Raw genomic sequence first — 16,774 nt, 5'->3', positions numbered from 1 at the left:
TTAAGGTAAGCGTTAAGTCACTGCGCCTTTGATCCCGCTCCCTGAGTAGTTAGGTTATCTTGACCCCCTCCTCCGCAAACCAGATCAGTGGATAAGAGCAAATTGCCCGAGGGGCATTGGGCATTGGGCATTGGGCATTGGGCATTGGGCATTGGGCATTGGGCATTGGGCAGTAAGGTTTTATAGTTGGCTAGCATCAATCTAACGATATAGAAACATCAGCCAATATGATGACTGTCTATGTTTGAGACATCATTTCTTGCTGTTACATAAGTATTATTGCATGATTATCATCAATTTGATTACAACCATGGCACTTTATGGATTACCGTATTCAATTTTCATTTTCCCATATAGTGATGATTCATGCCTAGCTCCCCTTCTAAGCGGCTTGAGGACTTGAGTGTGGCCCAGCGAGAGCGGCTGGCCTACATCGATTTTCGGCTCTATTTCTTCGGTGAGATCGGTCGCCCAGATCTGATTGAGCGCTTCGGCGTGGCTCCAGCAGGGGCGACACGCGATTTGGCTTTGTACCGGGAAATCGTGCCGCATAACATCACCTTCGATGGTAGCAACAAGATCTATCGCATCGGGCAGGCGTTTTCCCCGTTGTTCAAACACGCATCGCAGCGTGTTCTGTCGGCGCTGGCTTTCGGCTTTGGCGATGGCGTGAACGGCTCAATGCAGGCGCTGCTACCATGTGAATCCCCCGCAGCCCTGTGCATCCCCAAGATGGATGTGTTAGCAGCGATTTGCCGAGCCATCCACGCCAAGCGACCTGTCGCCATCTGCTACCACTCGATGAGCGGCGGCGAGTCCGAGCGGATAATTGTGCCCTTTGCCTTGGTTGATACCGGCCTACGCTGGCACGTCCGGGCCTTTGATCGCAAGAGTAGAGAGTTTCGGGATTTCGTCGTCACCCGCATCGAAGCACCAACATTGCTCGACGAGGAGCCACAGGCCAACGAACGACAGGATAACGACATCCAATGGACGCGCATCGTCGAGCTGGATTTCGTGCCGCACCCGAACGTTGATCGGCCCGATATTATCAAGATGGACTACGGGATGACAGATGGTTCGATCAAAATGCGCGTTCGCGCTGCGGTGGTGGGCTATATGTTGCAGCGCTGGCGGGTAGACTGCTCACCCGATCATTGCCTTCTCGGACCGGAGTACCGGTTATGGCTCAAAGATCATCTCGCAATTTACGGCGTAAAAAATGCCTTACTGGCACCAGGCTATAGCGCCACTAAGAAGGCTGACTATTAATGGAACTGATCGACAATATCAACCGTCTGCTCGGAGACGACCTAAAGCAGACGCTCAAACCTGGTGCTCGCCTGAAGATCGCCGCCTCCTGCTTTTCGATGTACGCGTTCGAAGCGCTCAAAGCAGAGCTGGAAAAAATCGACGAGCTGCAATTCATCTTTACCTCGCCGACGTTTACCGCTAACGAGGTTACCGACAAGATTCGCAAGGAACGCAGAGAATTCCACATACCGAAGGCTGACCGCGAACGGAGCTTGTACGGGAGTGAGTTCGAAATTCAGTTGCGTAACAAACTGACCCAGCGCGCAATTGCAAAAGAGTGCGCGGACTGGATGCGGCGCAAGGCAACATTCAAGTCCAATCGCAGCAAGGCACCGATGCAGCAATTTACTTGCATTCAGGCTGCTGCCGCAGATACTGCCTACATGCCACTGCACGGCTTTACCGCCGTCGATCTCGGCTACCAGCAGGGCAACGCTGTCTCCAACTTCGTCAACAAGATGGACGAGCCGACATTTACGGCGACCTACCTCAGTCTGTTTAACCAGATCTGGCAGGACCCCGAGAAGCTGGAGGATGTAACGGCGCAGATATGCGACCACATTGCATCCGTCTACCAGGAAAACTCGCCCGAGAGCATCTACTTCCTGATGCTCTACAATATCTTCAATGAGTTTCTGGACGACATCAACGAGGATGTCCTGCCGAACGACCGCACGGGCTATCAAGACACGCTCATCTGGAACAAACTCTTCAATTACCAGAAAGATGCTGCTACCGGGATCATCAACAAACTTGAAAGCTACAGCGGCTGCATCCTGGCCGACAGCGTGGGTTTGGGAAAGACTTTTACCGCGCTGGCCGTGGTAAAGTATTACGAACTACGCAACAAGTCAGTTTTGGTGTTATGCCCTAAGAAGCTGGCGGACAACTGGCTGAACTACAGCCGCAACCTCAAGACCAACATATTTGCTCGCGACCGGTTCAACTACGACGTGCTTTGTCATACCGACCTCAGCCGTACGAGCGGTGAGTCGTTCGGCACACCGCTGAATCGCATCAATTGGGGCAACTACGACCTCGTCGTCATCGACGAGTCGCACAACTTCCGCAACAATGACGCCTATAAGGACAAGGAAACCCGCTACCAGAAGCTGATGAACAAGGTTATCAAGGAGGGAGTGAAAACCAAGGTATTGATGCTTTCGGCCACCCCGGTGAACAACCGCTTCAACGACCTGCGCAACCAACTGGCGCTGGCCTACGAAGGCGACTCCGAAAACCTCAGCAAGAAGCTGCGCACCGGCAAGACGGTAGAGGACATTTTCCGTAGTGCACAGGCCAGCTTCAATGCGTGGGCAAAGCTTCCATCGGAAGAGCGCACAGCGCGGGCCATCCTGGAATCGTTGGACTTCGACTTCTTCGAGTTGCTCGACAGCGTCACCATCGCACGTTCGCGCAAGCATATTCAAACCTTCTACGATACCAAGGAAATCGGCCAATTCCCTGAGCGCCGCAAACCCTTGTCGTTCCATAGCCCGCTCACGCAGCGAACGGATGTGATGAGCTTCAACGAAATTTTCGAGCAGCTGTCTTTACTCAAGCTCGCTGTTTACGCGCCGATCAGCTACATCCTGCCCAGTCGGCTCAAGAAGTACGAGGAGATGTATGACACTCAGGTTGCAGGCAAAGGCAAGCTTAAGCAAGTCGACCGCGAAAAGAGCCTGCAGGCATTGATGACGACCAACCTGCTCAAGCGCCTGGAAAGCTCGATTGAGTCTTTCCGCTTGACGCTCCAGTCCCTGCGCGCGAACCACACGAATACGCTAGGCAAGATCAGCACTTTCAATCAGACTGGCGACCTCAGTGGCATTGACAGCAGAATAAATGACCTGACCGACCAGTTAGAAAACCTCGATGCGGACGACGACTTGCCTGATATTGGCGACAGCGAGATTGGCGGCAAGGTCAAGATCAGCCTCGCCGATATGGACTTACCTTCATGGGAGCACGAACTGAAGGTTGATCTGGAAATCATTGATGCCTTGCTGACGTCGATGAACAAGATCACGGCTGCCGATGATGCCAAACTACAGCATCTCAAGACACTGGTTCTGGAGAAGATCGCCGCACCGCTGAATCCCGGCAACAAGAAGGTGCTGATCTTCACCGCCTTCGCCGACACCGCTGACTATCTGTATGCCAATTTGGCTCAGGAATTGCTGGCTACACAGGCCTTGCACAGTGCAAAAGTCACCGGCAAAGGGGTACCGAAGAGCACGCTCAAGAAGAGCTATGACTTCCAGGAACTGCTCACTCTCTTCTCTCCGCACTCGAAGGAGAAAGCCATCGTGCTGCCAAATGAGGAGGCAGAGATAGATGTGTTGATCGGCACCGATTGTATCTCTGAAGGCCAGAACCTGCAGGACTGCGACTACCTCATCAACTACGATATCCACTGGAACCCCGTGCGCATCATCCAGCGCTTCGGCCGTGTGGATCGCATCGGCTCACCCAACAGTTGCATCCAACTGGTTAACTACTGGCCAGACATCTCTCTCGACGAATACATCAACCTGAAGGAACGGGTTGAGAGCCGAATGATGATTGCCGATGTTACAGCCACCGGTGATGACAATGTGCTGAGCGCCCAAGCCAACGATGTGTCTTATCGCAAAGAGCAATTGCGACGTTTGCAAGAGGAAGTGATTGAGCTGGAAGACCTGAAAACCGGAGTGTCGATTACTGATCTCGGGCTCAATGACTTCCGAATGGACTTGCTCAACTATGTGAAGGTCAATGGCGAATTGAGCAACGTGCCAAGCGGGATGCACGCCGTAGTGCCTGCCAAGCCGGAGATGGGCCTACGCCCGGGTGTGATCTTCACGCTACGCAACCGGAATCCAAGCGTCAACGTCAGTCAACACAACCGCCTGCACCCTTATTACCTCGTCTACATTAATCGCGAGGGGGAAGTCATTCACGATCACACCGAAGTCAAACGTTTGCTGGATCTGGTTCGCACATGCTGTAAGGGACAAGCCCAGCCTATTACAGATGCCTGTCTCTTGTTCAATAAGGAAACGGCCGATGGCCGCAAGATGCAGATGTATTCGGACCTGCTTGGCAAGGCCATCCGCTCAATGATCGAGGTGAAGGAAGAGAAGGATCTGGACAGCCTCTTCTGCAGCGGAAAGACCACCGCGTTGGTCAATACTATCGTCGGACTGGACGACTTCGAACTGATTACCTTCCTCGTGATTCAGGAGGCCGGATGAGTCAGTCTGCGCGATTTGAGTCGAATACCGCCTTCATTAACTATCCGAAGCAGGCTGTCTTTGGTCGTACCCTGCCAAAGAATAAGATCTACGAACACAGCGGCGCTAATACAAGGCTGAAGGACTTGTTCGTCGAGCAGGTGGAGCAAATCGTCTGGCAATACAAGTTGGCCCCAGAAACGATCAACCTGCCCGCCAGGCCGGGAGTACCAGAGCTTCAGATTTTCTCAATTCAGCTCAAGACATTGGAGCTGAATATGGACGTTTTGCGTTGCATCGATGGCGCGGTGCAGTTTCCCGTCATCTTCGAGCTGAGCTTTGATGAGCGAACAAAGGTGATCGCTGCATACAAACGCCCCAATGAGTCAGACGCCAGTCGTTGGGTCTTGAGTGACTACTTTGCCACAGCCTGGTTGTCGAGTGACTATGAGCGCGCCACCATGCCCTTAGCACTCGACCTGGGCAGCTTGTATGAGCAGGTGCTTCACCGTCTGATCCCCATGCCAGCGCGCCCACAAGAAACTCTCGCTGACTTGGTTTCACGCGTGGAACTGGTTGCAGCCAAGCAGCGTGAGGTTGAGAAAGCTGCGAGCAGACTTGCCAAAGAAAAACAATTCAACCGCAAAGTAGAGATCAACGCGCACTTGCGGCGGCTCAAAAATGAACTTGAAGAATTGACTGGGAGAGAGAGTGCATGACGCAAAGCCTGAATGAAGAGTCAAGGAAACACATTGAGCAATTCGCTGATGAAGCGTTGGCGCAACTCGAAAGCATCGCTGAAACCGCCAAGGGTAAACTGTACGATGGGCGGACACCTGGTTCCGATGCGCTGGCAAACATCAACACAATGACTTCCAGTTCAGCCATACAAAGGCTGGATAAGATCGGTCAGGAGAACCGTGAAAGCTATCAGGTACTAGTGGCGGAGCCTGCCATCGCTCGTGTTGTGGTGGTCGATGAAGAGGGTGAAGAGAAAACCTACTACATCTGCCGCACGACGCCGGTATCGGGCTTCCCCAATTTGGCCAGCTACCGCGCACCGGTTGGACGCTTGGCCTCGTTGGCAATAGGCACAGAGTTCACGCTTCCCAATGGAACCGTCGTTGAGGTTCTTGAGCGAGCCCAGCTTCGGCCCAATGCGCTTGCCGGTGGGTGGGATTCACGCGACACCGTAGTTGAAGCCGAGCATTTTGGGCCGTTCACTATCGAGTCGCTGCGTGCGCTGCTGACCGCGGTTGCGGGAGAAGAAGTCACCGAAGATATTCTTGGCCAATTGCTGGCCGAGGAGTCAGTCAAGGCCAACATCATCGACGGTGTTCGCCGCAGCGTCATCACCAAGATGGGACTGCGTGATCAGCCTATCCTCGATCAATATCAAGATGAGATTTTCCGTCGCCCTATCGACAATCGTCTTTTGATCCTGGGCCCGCCAGGTACAGGCAAGACGACCACCCTGATCCGCCGCCTCGGCCAAAAACTCGACACCGCCTACCTGGATGAAGGCGAACAACGTCTGGTTGAAACAATCGCTTCAGCCCAAGGCATTGCGCACGCCAACAACTGGCTGATGTTCACGCCCACGGAATTGCTCAAGCAGTACCTCAAGGAAGCATTTGCGCGTGAAGGTGTTCCCGCCTCGGATCAGCGCATCAGAACGTGGCAAGACTATCGACGCGAGCTGGCCCGAAACGTATTCGGCGTCCTCAGAAGGGCTTCCGGTAGCGGTACCTTTGTTCTGAAAGACGGACTGACCAGCATGACCGATGCCGCACTAGAGAGCCCCATTCAATGGTTTGACGATTTCGATGAATGGCAGCGCAAGGCCTATGTGCAGGAACTGCATGAAGCAGCAACCCTGCTCCACGATGCCAAAACGCCCGACGTCCTAAGTCTCGGCGCACGTCTGCAAGACATCTTGTCGCGCGCGGCCGATGGCGCACTGGCGGCGATGTTTGGCTCACTGTCGGTGGAGATTGCCAAAGTGCAGGCACTCGTCAGCAGCCTGAAGGAAGGCTCGGACGCCAAGATCAAAGCCGCACTCAACCTGCAGCTCAAACGCAACCGAGCTTTTCTGGATGAGTTGGCCCGCATGATCGACAGCCTCCAACAAGGGCAAGCGACTGAAGAGGACGACCAGGACGACCCGGATGCCGATGAAGAAGAAGACATCACAGCATCCCGCACAGGCCGTACCGCGGCGCTCAATGCCTACATGCAAGCGGTACGCGCCCAAGCCCGGGCAGCAGCATCCAAGCGCACAGTCAGCAAAGCCTCTCGCAATGGCAAAATCATCGAGTGGTTAGGGGAGCGTAGTCTGACAGAAGCGGATCGCGTTGAGGTGGGTGCAAGTCTTCTGGTGCAGGCCAGTGCACGCCGCTTCGTTAATCCGGTCAAGCGCTACCTCGAGGGCATCCCGAAGCGCTACCGTGCATTCAGGCGCGAACGCCAACCGGCAAACACCTGGTATCGCCACGAAGGCTTTGAGGCGCGCGACATCCACCCCCTGGAGTTGGACATAGTACTGCTTGCGATCTTGCGCGCCGCAGGCGACCTGCTCAGTCGGCCCAACGTTCAGCGCGACATAGATAGTCCCGCGTGGTCATCGCTCCAGCCCATTCTGGGGCATTACTGCAACCAGATCCTGGTGGATGAAGCCACTGACTTCTCGCCCATCCAGCTGGCGAGCATGGCGGCGCTGACGCATCCGCGGCTGCGCTCATTTTTCGCCTGTGGCGACTTCAATCAACGCCTGACCACCTGGGGCGCACGCTCCGCCGACGACTTGAAGTGGGTTTTCGCCGATTTCGATATCAAGGAGATCACTGTCTCCTATCGGCAGAGCAAGCAACTGAACGATTTGGCCCGCGCCATGATCCGCGCTGTCGGTGGCACCGAGCAAAACGCCAGCTTGCCAGCGCATATGGACAGCATGGGCGTTGCGCCGGCCTTGCTGGAGCACGCGACCAACGCAGAAACCATTGTCGGCTGGCTGGCTGATCGCATTCGCGAGATTGAGCGCTTTGTCGGCCAGTTGCCATCCACCGCCATTTTTGTAAATACCGAGGACGACGTAGCCCCGGTTGCCGAAGCACTCAACACTGCCTTGGCGGAGCACAACATCCAGGTCATCGCCTGCCGAGAAGGCCAGGCTGTGGGGCAGGAAAGCAACGTGCGTGTGTTCGACATCCAGCACATCAAAGGCCTTGAGTTTGAGGCGGTATTCTTTGTCAGCATTGACCAGCTCGCCACGCTGCACCCGGCACTGTTCGACAAATACCTGTACGTCGGTACCACCCGCGCTGCCACCTACCTGGGCGTGACCTGCCAGGGCAGCTTGCCATCCGCCATCGAAAGTCTGCGCCCGCACTTTTGCCAAAACTGGCAACAAGGCGACTAACCCTACTAATACGAATTTGAATTGTTAGCCGCTATGCCTTTTCCATAAAAAGCATAGCGACCAGAGGAAAAAGAACATGGAAAAGCTAAAAATGCATTCACCAAATCTCACGCAAGACAACATCGCCCACATTCGCGATCTGTTTCCTGGCTGCGTCACCGAAGCCAAGGGCAAGGACGGCAGCGTGAAGCTGGCGGTGGATTTCGACCAGTTGCGGCAAGAGCTTGCCGAATCGATTGTAGAAGGGCCGCAGGAACGCTACCACCTGAACTGGCCAGGAAAGCGCGAAGCCTTGCTTGCGGCCAACGCGCCGATTGCCAAGACGCTGCGTCCTTGCCGCGAAGAAAGCGTGGATTTCGATGATACCAAGAACATCTTCATTGAGGGTGACAACCTTGATGCATTGAAGCTGCTGCAGGAGAACTACCTTGGCAAGGTCAAGATGATTTACATCGACCCGCCGTACAACACGGGGAATGATTTTATCTACGAAGATGATTTTTCCGAGTCTGCGGAGGACTTTCTGCGTCGCTCAAATCAAAAGGATGCAGAGGGAAACAAGCTAGTCGCCAATCCTGCATCTAACGGCCGATTTCATTCAGATTGGTTGTCGATGATCTACTCCCGACTGCGCCTTGCGAGAACTCTTCTCAGGGAAGATGGCGTCATTTTTGCCAGCATTGATGACTGCGAATCACAAAACATCAGGAAAGTACTGGACGAAATATTTGGGGAAAGTAATTTCGTTGCCCAGTTGGTATGGGAGAAAAAGAAAAAGGGGGCCTTTCTTTCTGGCTCATCAACGAATGTTAAGGAGTACGTGGTTGCATACGCGAAAAACTTGGCCTCTTTCAAAGGCCTTGTCGGGGAGATAGCAAGAGGCGAAGAAACCTATCCGGTGATTAAGACCACGAACTCTCGTGGCGTAAGAGTTATAAAAAAAGGTATCCCTAGCAAGTATCGGGAAAAAAATCATCGCGTCGCAGCAGGAAGCAGGATCAGTTCTGGAAACATGGAAATGATCCTTCTGTCCGATCTTGTGATTAGCGATGGTGTGCTCGTGGAGGATGTAAAGGTTGAAAGCAATTGGATCTACTCGCAAGAGTTGCTCAATAAGTACGCTGAGGATAAAAGTCTCTACGTCACTCAGGACCTTTACTTTCGTAGAGTCGTAACTGAGCCCCGCGAGAAGATGCTTAAGGATCTTCTTCCAATGAAAGGCGATCAGTCGACTGGATTCGATTTTGTTTATTCAGACGATTTGTTCTCCGATGGATGGGGAACGAACGAGGACGGCTTTGATGAGTTGCATGCGATATTTGGCGCCCAAAGTCTTATGAGCTTTCCAAAGCCATCAAAACTTTTGGCAAAACTGACTTTATCTGCTTGCAGGTCTGATCCTGATTGCATAGTGCTCGATTTTTTTGCTGGTTCTGCAACCACCGCGCACGGCGTTATGACCCTTAACTCGCAGGATGGAGGTAATCGCAAGTTCATTCTGGTGCAGCTCCCAGAAACATGCGACGAATCGACTGAGGCATTCAAGGCAGGCTACAAGACAATTGCTGATATCAGTAAGGAGCGTATCCGTAGGGTCGGTACGAAGCTTCTAGAGGGCAAATGCCACCAGGATTGGAAAAAAGACATCGGCTTCCGCACTCTCAAAATCGACACCTCCAACATGGCCGACGTCTATTACGCACCCGACGCGTTGCACGAGGCCAACCTCGATCTGTTCGTTGACAACATCAAGCCCGACCGCACTCCTGAAGACCTGTTGTTCCAGGTGATGCTGGATTGGGGCGTCGATCTGGCTTTGCCAATCGCCAAGCAGTCCATCCAAGGTAAGGACGTGTTCTTTGTCGATGGCAATGTGCTTGCCGCCTGCTTCGACGCCAGCGGCAGTATTGACGAAGCCTTTGTGAAGGAACTAACCAAGCATCAACCGCTACGTGTGGTGTTCCGCGATGCAGGCTTCAAAAACAGCGCGGCCAAGATCAACGTCGAGCAGATTTTCAAGCTCATGTCACCCGTCACCGAAGTGAAATGTATCTGAGGAGGCGCGCAATGAAGCTTAAATTCAAACATCAGCCCTATCAGGCTGCCGCCGTGCAGGCGGTCATAGATATTTTTCAGGGGCAGCGACCGGCCTCTGATTCAGCCATGAGCTATCGCCTTGACCCTGGTAATACCAAAAACGGCATGGGTGATCTGTTTGCTCTAGATACCGGTTTTAAAAATGCTGAGCTAACCCTCAATGATGATACCTTGCGGGATAACATCAAAAAGGTGCAGCGCCAGCAAAACCTGCCGTTGTCAGATAACCTGATCAAAACTAAGGTCGCCAGGCTAAATCTTGATATTGAGATGGAAACAGGTACTGGTAAGACCTACTGCTACATCAAAACGATCTTCGAGCTGAACAAGCAGTATGGCTGGAGTAAGTTCGTCATAGTGGTACCGAGCATTGCCATCCGCGAGGGCGTGGCCAAGTCGTTCGATATCACGGCCGAGCATTTTCAGGAGACCTACCACAAGAAGGCGCGCTTCTTTATTTACAACTCTAAGCAGTTGCACCATCTGGAGAGCTTCTCCTTCGATGCTGGTATCAATGTCATGGTAATCAACGTACAAGCGTTTAACGCCACTGGCAAAGATAATCGCCGCATCTACGAAGCGCTCGATGATTTTCAGTCACGTCGCCCGATCGATGTGATCAGCGCAAACCGCCCCATCTTGATCCTCGATGAGCCGCAACGGATGGAGGGAGGCAAGACGCTGGATTCCCTTGCGAATTTCAAACCGTTGATGGTGTTGCGCTATTCCGCTACCCATAAGACCACACACAACAAGATCCACCGCCTGGATGCGCTCGATGCCTACAACCAGAAGCTGGTGAAGAAAATTGAGGTGCGCGGTATCTCGGTGAAGGGACTGGCGGGAACCAACGCCTATCTCTATTTACAAGCCATCGAAATCTCAAACAAAAAACCGCCAGTCGCGGTTGTGGAGTTCGAACAGAAACTCAGCGGGGGCAATATCAAGCGCGTCACCCGCAAGCTGGGCAAGGGTGACAATCTGTTTGTGCTATCGAACGAGCTGGATCAATACCGCGATGGGTTTGTGGTATCGGACATCAATGCCAATACGGACACCTTGAGCTTTACCAATGGCGTAGAGCTGACGGTGGGTGATGCGACTGGTGATATTTCCGAGATAGCGCTGCGCCGCATTCAGATCCGTGAGACGATCAAGGCGCACTTTGATAAGGAGATGGAGCTTTTCGATAAAGGGGTGAAGGTTCTCTCGCTGTTCTTTATCGACGAAGTAGCCAGGTACCGGGACTACTCTGCTGCCGATGAAAAAGGCGAGTACGCAAAAATCTTTGAAGAGGAGTACGCTAAGCATCTTCAAGAAGCGTTTGATAATGGGTTTATGGAGGGGGACGCCCCTTATGCTAAATATCTACGCCACATTGCGGCCGATAAGACGCATAGCGGCTACTTTTCTATCGACAAGAAGAGCAAGCGCCTCACCGATCCCAAGGTTGCTGCGCGTGGTGAAAATGCGGGCTTGTCGGATGATGTAGATGCTTATGATCTGATCCTCAAAGACAAGGAACGGTTATTATCACTAGCTGAGCCAGTGCGTTTTATCTTCTCACACTCGGCTTTGCGTGAGGGTTGGGATAACCCGAACGTGTTCGTTATCTGTACGCTCAAACATAGTGATAACACCATTTCACGTCGTCAGGAGGTCGGGCGTGGCCTGCGTTTGTCTGTCAATCAGAATGGTGATCGCATGGATCATCCGTCGATTGTTCATGACATTAACGTACTGACAGTTGTGGCCAGCGAAAGTTACAAGGACTTCGTAACAGCCTTGCAGAAGGACATTAGCGACTCCTTGTCAGCTCGTCCGCGTGTGGCGGACAAGGCCTACTTCACGGGCAAGATGCTGAACACGAAGGAAGGCTCAATTACGGTATCAGAGGACCAGGCCACGGACATCGAGTTTTATCTGATCCAGAACGGCTACGTCGATAAGAAACGCAACATCACGGAGAAGTACCATCAAGCTAAGAAAGACGGCACGCTGGAGGCATTGCCGGATGAACTGCAACCCTATGCAGAGCAGATATTTCAGCTGATTGATAGCGTATTCAGCGAAAGCCAACTCATGCAGATAGACGATGGTCGCAAGCCCAAAAGATTGCAGACCAACGCCAACTTTGAAAAGCAGGAATTCAAGGCGCTTTGGGGGCGAATCAATCGTAAGGCTACTTACAGCGTGCTGTTTGATGATGTTGAACTAGTGAGCAATGCGATCAAGGCGCTTAATGACAAGAATGCCGGGTTGCGAGTGACACCGTTGCAATACACCATCCATCGTGGCGAGCAAGCTGATACGGCAACTTACGATGACCTCAAAAAGGGTAATGCCTTCGAGCTGAAAGTTACCGAAACAGAATCGCACAACGCCTCCATTCACTCCGCTGTGCAGTACGATCTGATTGGCAAGTTATCAGAGGGAACTTTGCTTACAAGACGAACCGTTGCCGAAATTCTTAAAGGCCTCAATGCCGACGTCTTCGCACAATTCAAGAGCAACCCGGAAAGCTTCATTGCCGAAGCCATTCGCTTGGTCAACGAACAAAAGGCCAATGTCATTATCGAGCATTTGGCCTATGACACGCTAGAAGACAAGTTTGATTTGGACATCTTTACCACAGGCCAGAGCAAACAGGATCTCAGTAAGGCCGGGAATAAATTGCAAAATCACATCTATGATTACGTGCTTACCGACTCCGCGATTGAGCGCAAGTTCGTCGAAGAGTTGGATACTAGCAAGGATGTGGTGGTATATGCCAAGTTGCCACGTGGTTTTCTGATCCCAACCCCTGTCGGCGATTACAACCCCGACTGGGCCATTTCCTTCAAAGAAGGCTCGGTCAAGCATGTGTATTTCGTTGCTGAGACCAAGGGCTCGATGTCGTCACTGGATTTACGGCCTATTGAAGCCACCAAGATAAAATGTGCCCGTAAGTTCTTCGATGAGATCAACAAGAAGTTTGCTCCAGAAAACGTGAAGTATGACGTAGTGGATAGCTTCGGTAAGCTGATGGAAGTGGTAAAGTAAGATACAAAGGATTGGCCATGTGGTGGTGAGATTATGGCGCACACAAATTGCCACCTATGCACATGGCCGCATCTGAGCTTTCGTCCGGCATCTCTTGTTTGCGTTTGTATTACGGCGTTAGTTCCCATCTGAAAACGGCCGAGCAATGCTTTGAGGTAAGATACTTTAGCTGCGATTAACTTATCTGTGCGCGTGATGCAGCAGACCGAACCAGTGTCTGAAGAACATGTAGTCATCGGCAATATTCGCATGACGATAAAGGGCGGCTTAACGTTTATCTTCGGACTTGAATCCGACTACAACAAAAAGGAAATGAGCTAATGATCCTCAGGGATATTCGAAAAACTCGTCAGGGAACCAGCCAGAATATCCAACTCCAACCGGCAGATGCGATTGTTGAGCAGGCAATGTAGCCATGGGAACTGTATCCTATCAGGTAAAAAAAACGAGGATGCTGCTAGAGCAGCGCCTCACTATTCCGTCATACCAGCGCCCCTACAAATGGCAACAAAAACACGTCAATCAACTAATTGATGATGTGTTAACCCACCAAAATAAACAGAGCTATCGCCTTGGGACTGTGGTGTTGCATCGGGATAAGTTAAATCCCGCTTATGAAGGTGAGCTCGATATCGTTGATGGTCAGCAGCGCCTTCTGACCTTAACCTTGCTTTGCTCAGTGCTCGATCAGAGTGGTGAGTTTTCAACGCCTCTGTTGGAACAATCTTTTGCTTCAAGGACTAGCATCAATAACCTTGAGCACAATGCCAAAGTCATTGAGAACCGCCTTGTGGGACTAAATGATAACGAGCGCAAATCACTACTTCACTTCGTGTGTAACAAGTGTGAACTGATCGAAGTGACGCTCGATGATTTGAGCGAAGCCTTTCAGTTTTTCGACTCGCAAAACGCCAGGGGTAAGGCCCTCGCGCCCCATGACTTACTAAAGGCATACCATTTGCGCGAAATGATGGATGCTACAGAGCAAGCGGAACGACTACACCACGTTAGCCTGTGGGAGCAAGGAGTCAGTCCGGATGATGAATCCGCTAACCTTCACCTCATTATGGGCGAGTATTTGTTCCGCCTGCGCCGATGGCTGGATGGCGATTATGGCGTGCAGTTCAGCCGCCACAATCTTGAGGTGTTCAAAGGCGTCAACCTCTCCACCTCTGATTACCACTATCTGCAGTCTCTGCTCGCCCTGGATTTTGCAGTTGAGCATTACAATAACGACCCTATCAGGAAGTGGGACAAGCAGAATAAACCTTATCCGTTTCAAGTTAATCAGTTAATAATTAACGGAAAGCGCTTTTTTGAGTATATCCAGCACTACAAATCCCTGCATCACACCCTATTTGAAGGTGACAACGCGCTGCTTGGCAATTTCTTAAAAAAACATACCCGTTACGCTGGCAGTTCACGCAAAGGGGATATGTATATTAAAAATCTCTTTATGTGTGCAGTGATGGCCTATTACGATAAGTTTGGCGACAAAGAATTAATTCAAGCCGCAACAATCTGTTTTTGTTGGAGTTACTACTTGCGCTTGCAATATCAAAAAATCGGCATGGACAGTGTTGATGGCCATGCGCGTGAGCCCCGAGGACTATTGAGAGTGCTCGATAAAGCGATCCACCCACAACAAGTCCTACGCTTTCAGCCAAAGCGTTGTATAAACATTCGTTTTCAAAATGCCAAACCCGTAGAAGATTCAATCGCTCAGATGCTGGGAGATGTAGATGCCGACGAGTAATGATTTAGCCTTGCTGACCATCGAACAGTTATTCAGCGCTAATAGCCATTATGTTATCCCTATTTATCAGCGTAACTACGCCTGGGGCGCGCAGGAGATTGAACAGCTTATTCGGGACATTGCAGATGCTGCTGAAGCCCTTAAAAATGCAGGGCAACAGGAAGACACGAAATACTATCTGGGCAGCTTGGTGGTATATGTCAGAGATGGCGCTGATAGCGCACACCAAGGCGTAATAGTCTATGAAACGATTGATGGACAGCAAAGGTACACAACGCTGTCGATTTTGCTCGCATACTTAAAAAAAGTTGCTTGTTGCAGCGAACAAGATTTATCCCCGCTTCACCTTAATCTCGACTTTGACAGCCGCCCTAAATCAGCCCGAACGCTACATAAGCTGTTTCAACAGGATCAGAGCAATGATCCTGAAGAACCCTCAATCCGAGCGGCGTTTACTATTATTGAACGCTACTTTGAGAAAGAGGACATAGACACCAACAACTTTTGCCGATATCTACTCAAACACGTCACTATTTTACGGGTTCCTGTGCCAACAGAGACTGATCTCAACCACTACTTTGAGATCATGAATAACCGAGGTGAACAGCTAGAAAAACACGAAGTGTTGAAAGCGAATTTGATGTCAGTTTACAACGGTGAAGCTGCCGCAAGAAACGGCTTTTCTGCCATATGGGATGCCTGCGCTGATATGAATCGCTATGTGCAATTGGGCTTTAGCTCAGAGGCTCGCAAAGCATTATTTGGTGAGCAGTGGTTAGGATTCCCGGCGAGTTTTGAAGAGATAAAATGCGCGATAGAAACTAATGGTGATACAGACGAAAAGCTGACTATACGGGATATTATCGAAAGACGACGCTTTCATCACACTGATGACAACGATGAAAAAGCAAAAGAGCAGCGTTTTGATTCGATTATCGATTTCTCCAACTTCCTACTGCATGTGCTAAAAGTGACAGTGGATAATGACGTGTCATTGGACGATAAAAAGCTACTTCAGGCATTTGAAATCATAAAAAATGACCGAAAAAAAATCACCCAGTTTGCTTTTAACTTGCTGAAGTTTAGAGTCTTATTTGATCGCTATATCATTAAGCGCGACCAGGCTGAGAAGTGGAGCCTGCTGACGCTTGAGTACTATGCCAGAGACAGGAATTCGAGCTTTAGCTATAACAACTCTTTCGATCAAGATGAACTGTCTGGTGTAAATAAACAACTAGCGATGATCTTGTCGATGTTCCATGTCTCCCACCCTGCCTATGTTTATAAGCGATGGCTCAATCGCTCACTGGCCATTTTGAATACTCTGGCTTTGGGTCAACTGAACGTTGACGGAGCGGCTTACCTCAGAGAGCTTGAGCAACTCAGCCATGAGTTTTTGGCTGAGATTTGTGGTGAAAAGGAGCAATTCGATGCAGAGGCTCTGCACCGCGGTACCAGCGTACAGAACTTTGTGTTTAATCTGCTCGACTATCGTTTGTGGCGTGATCTTACTACGGGCCAATCATTCGATGGTAAAGGGCTTAATAATCCAGATATTAAGAAACACTTTGATGGCTTTCAGTTTTCATCGGGCCGAACATCGGTTGAGCACTACTTTCCTCAAACCGACCCCTCTGGCGCAAAAAAAATGGGGGATGATGTCCATCGTTTCGGTAACCTCTGCCTGATCTCACCAAGCAGCAACTCGAGACTTAGTAATTATTCGCCAGCAGACAAGAAAAAATTCTACGTCGAAACAGAACGAGCAGAGAGCCTAAAACAAGCAATCATGATGAGCTATGAGGAGTGGGGTCCGGAGGGACAAGGCTTTAAAAACATAGTAAGCCATGAATACGCGATGCTGACGTTGCTCAGGAGACATTGAATGCCCTCCACCACTATAACGTATCTCTTCTATGAGATTCAGGGGCT

Annotated in this window: 8 protein-coding genes; all 8 read left to right on the top strand. The window is 51.0% G+C overall.

The annotated features are described in order from the left end of the window. Positions 1-366: 366 nt before the first annotated feature. The 8 genes from H7R58_RS03660 to H7R58_RS03625 all read left to right on the top strand — a co-directional run bounded on the left by H7R58_RS03660 (position 367) and on the right by H7R58_RS03625 (position 16,727). On the top strand, positions 367-1,272 hold the full coding sequence (locus tag H7R58_RS03660; RefSeq protein WP_182934611.1) for a helix-turn-helix transcriptional regulator: 906 nt from the start codon (positions 367-369) through the stop codon (positions 1,270-1,272). Then, positions 1,272-4,550: a helicase-related protein gene (locus H7R58_RS03655; RefSeq protein WP_065904831.1), complete on the top strand. Its 3,279-nt coding sequence runs from the start codon at positions 1,272-1,274 to the stop codon at positions 4,548-4,550. Before H7R58_RS03660 ends, H7R58_RS03655 begins: the two co-directional genes overlap by 1 nt. Further along, positions 4,547-5,248 carry a DUF4391 domain-containing protein gene (locus H7R58_RS03650; protein WP_065904830.1) on the top strand — a complete coding sequence of 234 codons (702 nt, stop codon included), beginning with the start codon at positions 4,547-4,549 and terminating at the stop codon, positions 5,246-5,248. Before H7R58_RS03655 ends, H7R58_RS03650 begins: the two co-directional genes overlap by 4 nt. Then, complete coding sequence (locus H7R58_RS25235) at positions 5,245-7,947, top strand: ATP-binding domain-containing protein (RefSeq protein WP_182934610.1); 2,703 nt, start codon at positions 5,245-5,247, stop codon at positions 7,945-7,947. Before H7R58_RS03650 ends, H7R58_RS25235 begins: the two co-directional genes overlap by 4 nt. Positions 7,948-8,023: 76 nt before the next feature. Then, positions 8,024-10,003, top strand: coding sequence for a site-specific DNA-methyltransferase (locus tag H7R58_RS03640; protein ID WP_182934609.1), 1,980 nt, complete (start codon positions 8,024-8,026; stop codon positions 10,001-10,003). An 11-nt stretch (positions 10,004-10,014) separates the two neighbouring features. After that, positions 10,015-13,086 (top strand): type III restriction-modification system endonuclease, encoded by a 3,072-nt coding sequence (locus H7R58_RS03635; protein ID WP_182934608.1) that lies wholly within the window; start codon positions 10,015-10,017, stop codon positions 13,084-13,086. A 415-nt stretch (positions 13,087-13,501) separates the two neighbouring features. Continuing rightward, the gene (locus H7R58_RS03630; protein ID WP_070552926.1) at positions 13,502-14,842 is read left to right on the top strand and encodes a DUF262 domain-containing protein; all 1,341 of its coding nucleotides are present in this window, start codon (positions 13,502-13,504) and stop codon (positions 14,840-14,842) included. Next, complete coding sequence (locus H7R58_RS03625; protein ID WP_070552925.1) at positions 14,829-16,727, top strand: GmrSD restriction endonuclease domain-containing protein; 1,899 nt, start codon at positions 14,829-14,831, stop codon at positions 16,725-16,727. The genes H7R58_RS03630 and H7R58_RS03625 overlap by 14 nt, the downstream gene beginning before the upstream one ends. Positions 16,728-16,774 lie beyond the last annotated feature (47 nt).

Origin of the sequence: Klebsiella sp. WP4-W18-ESBL-05, from assembly GCF_014169075.1 — a bacterium.
In the GTDB taxonomy this organism is placed as follows: Bacteria; Pseudomonadota; Gammaproteobacteria; order Enterobacterales; family Enterobacteriaceae; genus Kluyvera; species Kluyvera ascorbata_B.
This window is presented reverse-complemented; position numbering and strand designations above follow the sequence as displayed.

What these genes read in the sequence shown, in the direction of transcription:
- H7R58_RS25235 (WP_182934610.1), top strand. Translation starts at nt 5,245, where the DNA reads ATGACGCAAAGCCTGAATGAAGAGTCAAGGAAACACATTGAGCAATTC.
- H7R58_RS03660 (WP_182934611.1), top strand. Translation starts at nt 367, where the DNA reads ATGCCTAGCTCCCCTTCTAAGCGGCTTGAGGACTTGAGTGTGGCCCAG.
- H7R58_RS03625 (WP_070552925.1), top strand. Translation starts at nt 14,829, where the DNA reads ATGCCGACGAGTAATGATTTAGCCTTGCTGACCATCGAACAGTTATTC.
- H7R58_RS03655 (WP_065904831.1), top strand. Translation starts at nt 1,272, where the DNA reads ATGGAACTGATCGACAATATCAACCGTCTGCTCGGAGACGACCTAAAG.
- H7R58_RS03640 (WP_182934609.1), top strand. Translation starts at nt 8,024, where the DNA reads ATGGAAAAGCTAAAAATGCATTCACCAAATCTCACGCAAGACAACATC.
- H7R58_RS03650 (WP_065904830.1), top strand. Translation starts at nt 4,547, where the DNA reads ATGAGTCAGTCTGCGCGATTTGAGTCGAATACCGCCTTCATTAACTAT.
- H7R58_RS03635 (WP_182934608.1), top strand. Translation starts at nt 10,015, where the DNA reads ATGAAGCTTAAATTCAAACATCAGCCCTATCAGGCTGCCGCCGTGCAG.
- H7R58_RS03630 (WP_070552926.1), top strand. Translation starts at nt 13,502, where the DNA reads ATGGGAACTGTATCCTATCAGGTAAAAAAAACGAGGATGCTGCTAGAG.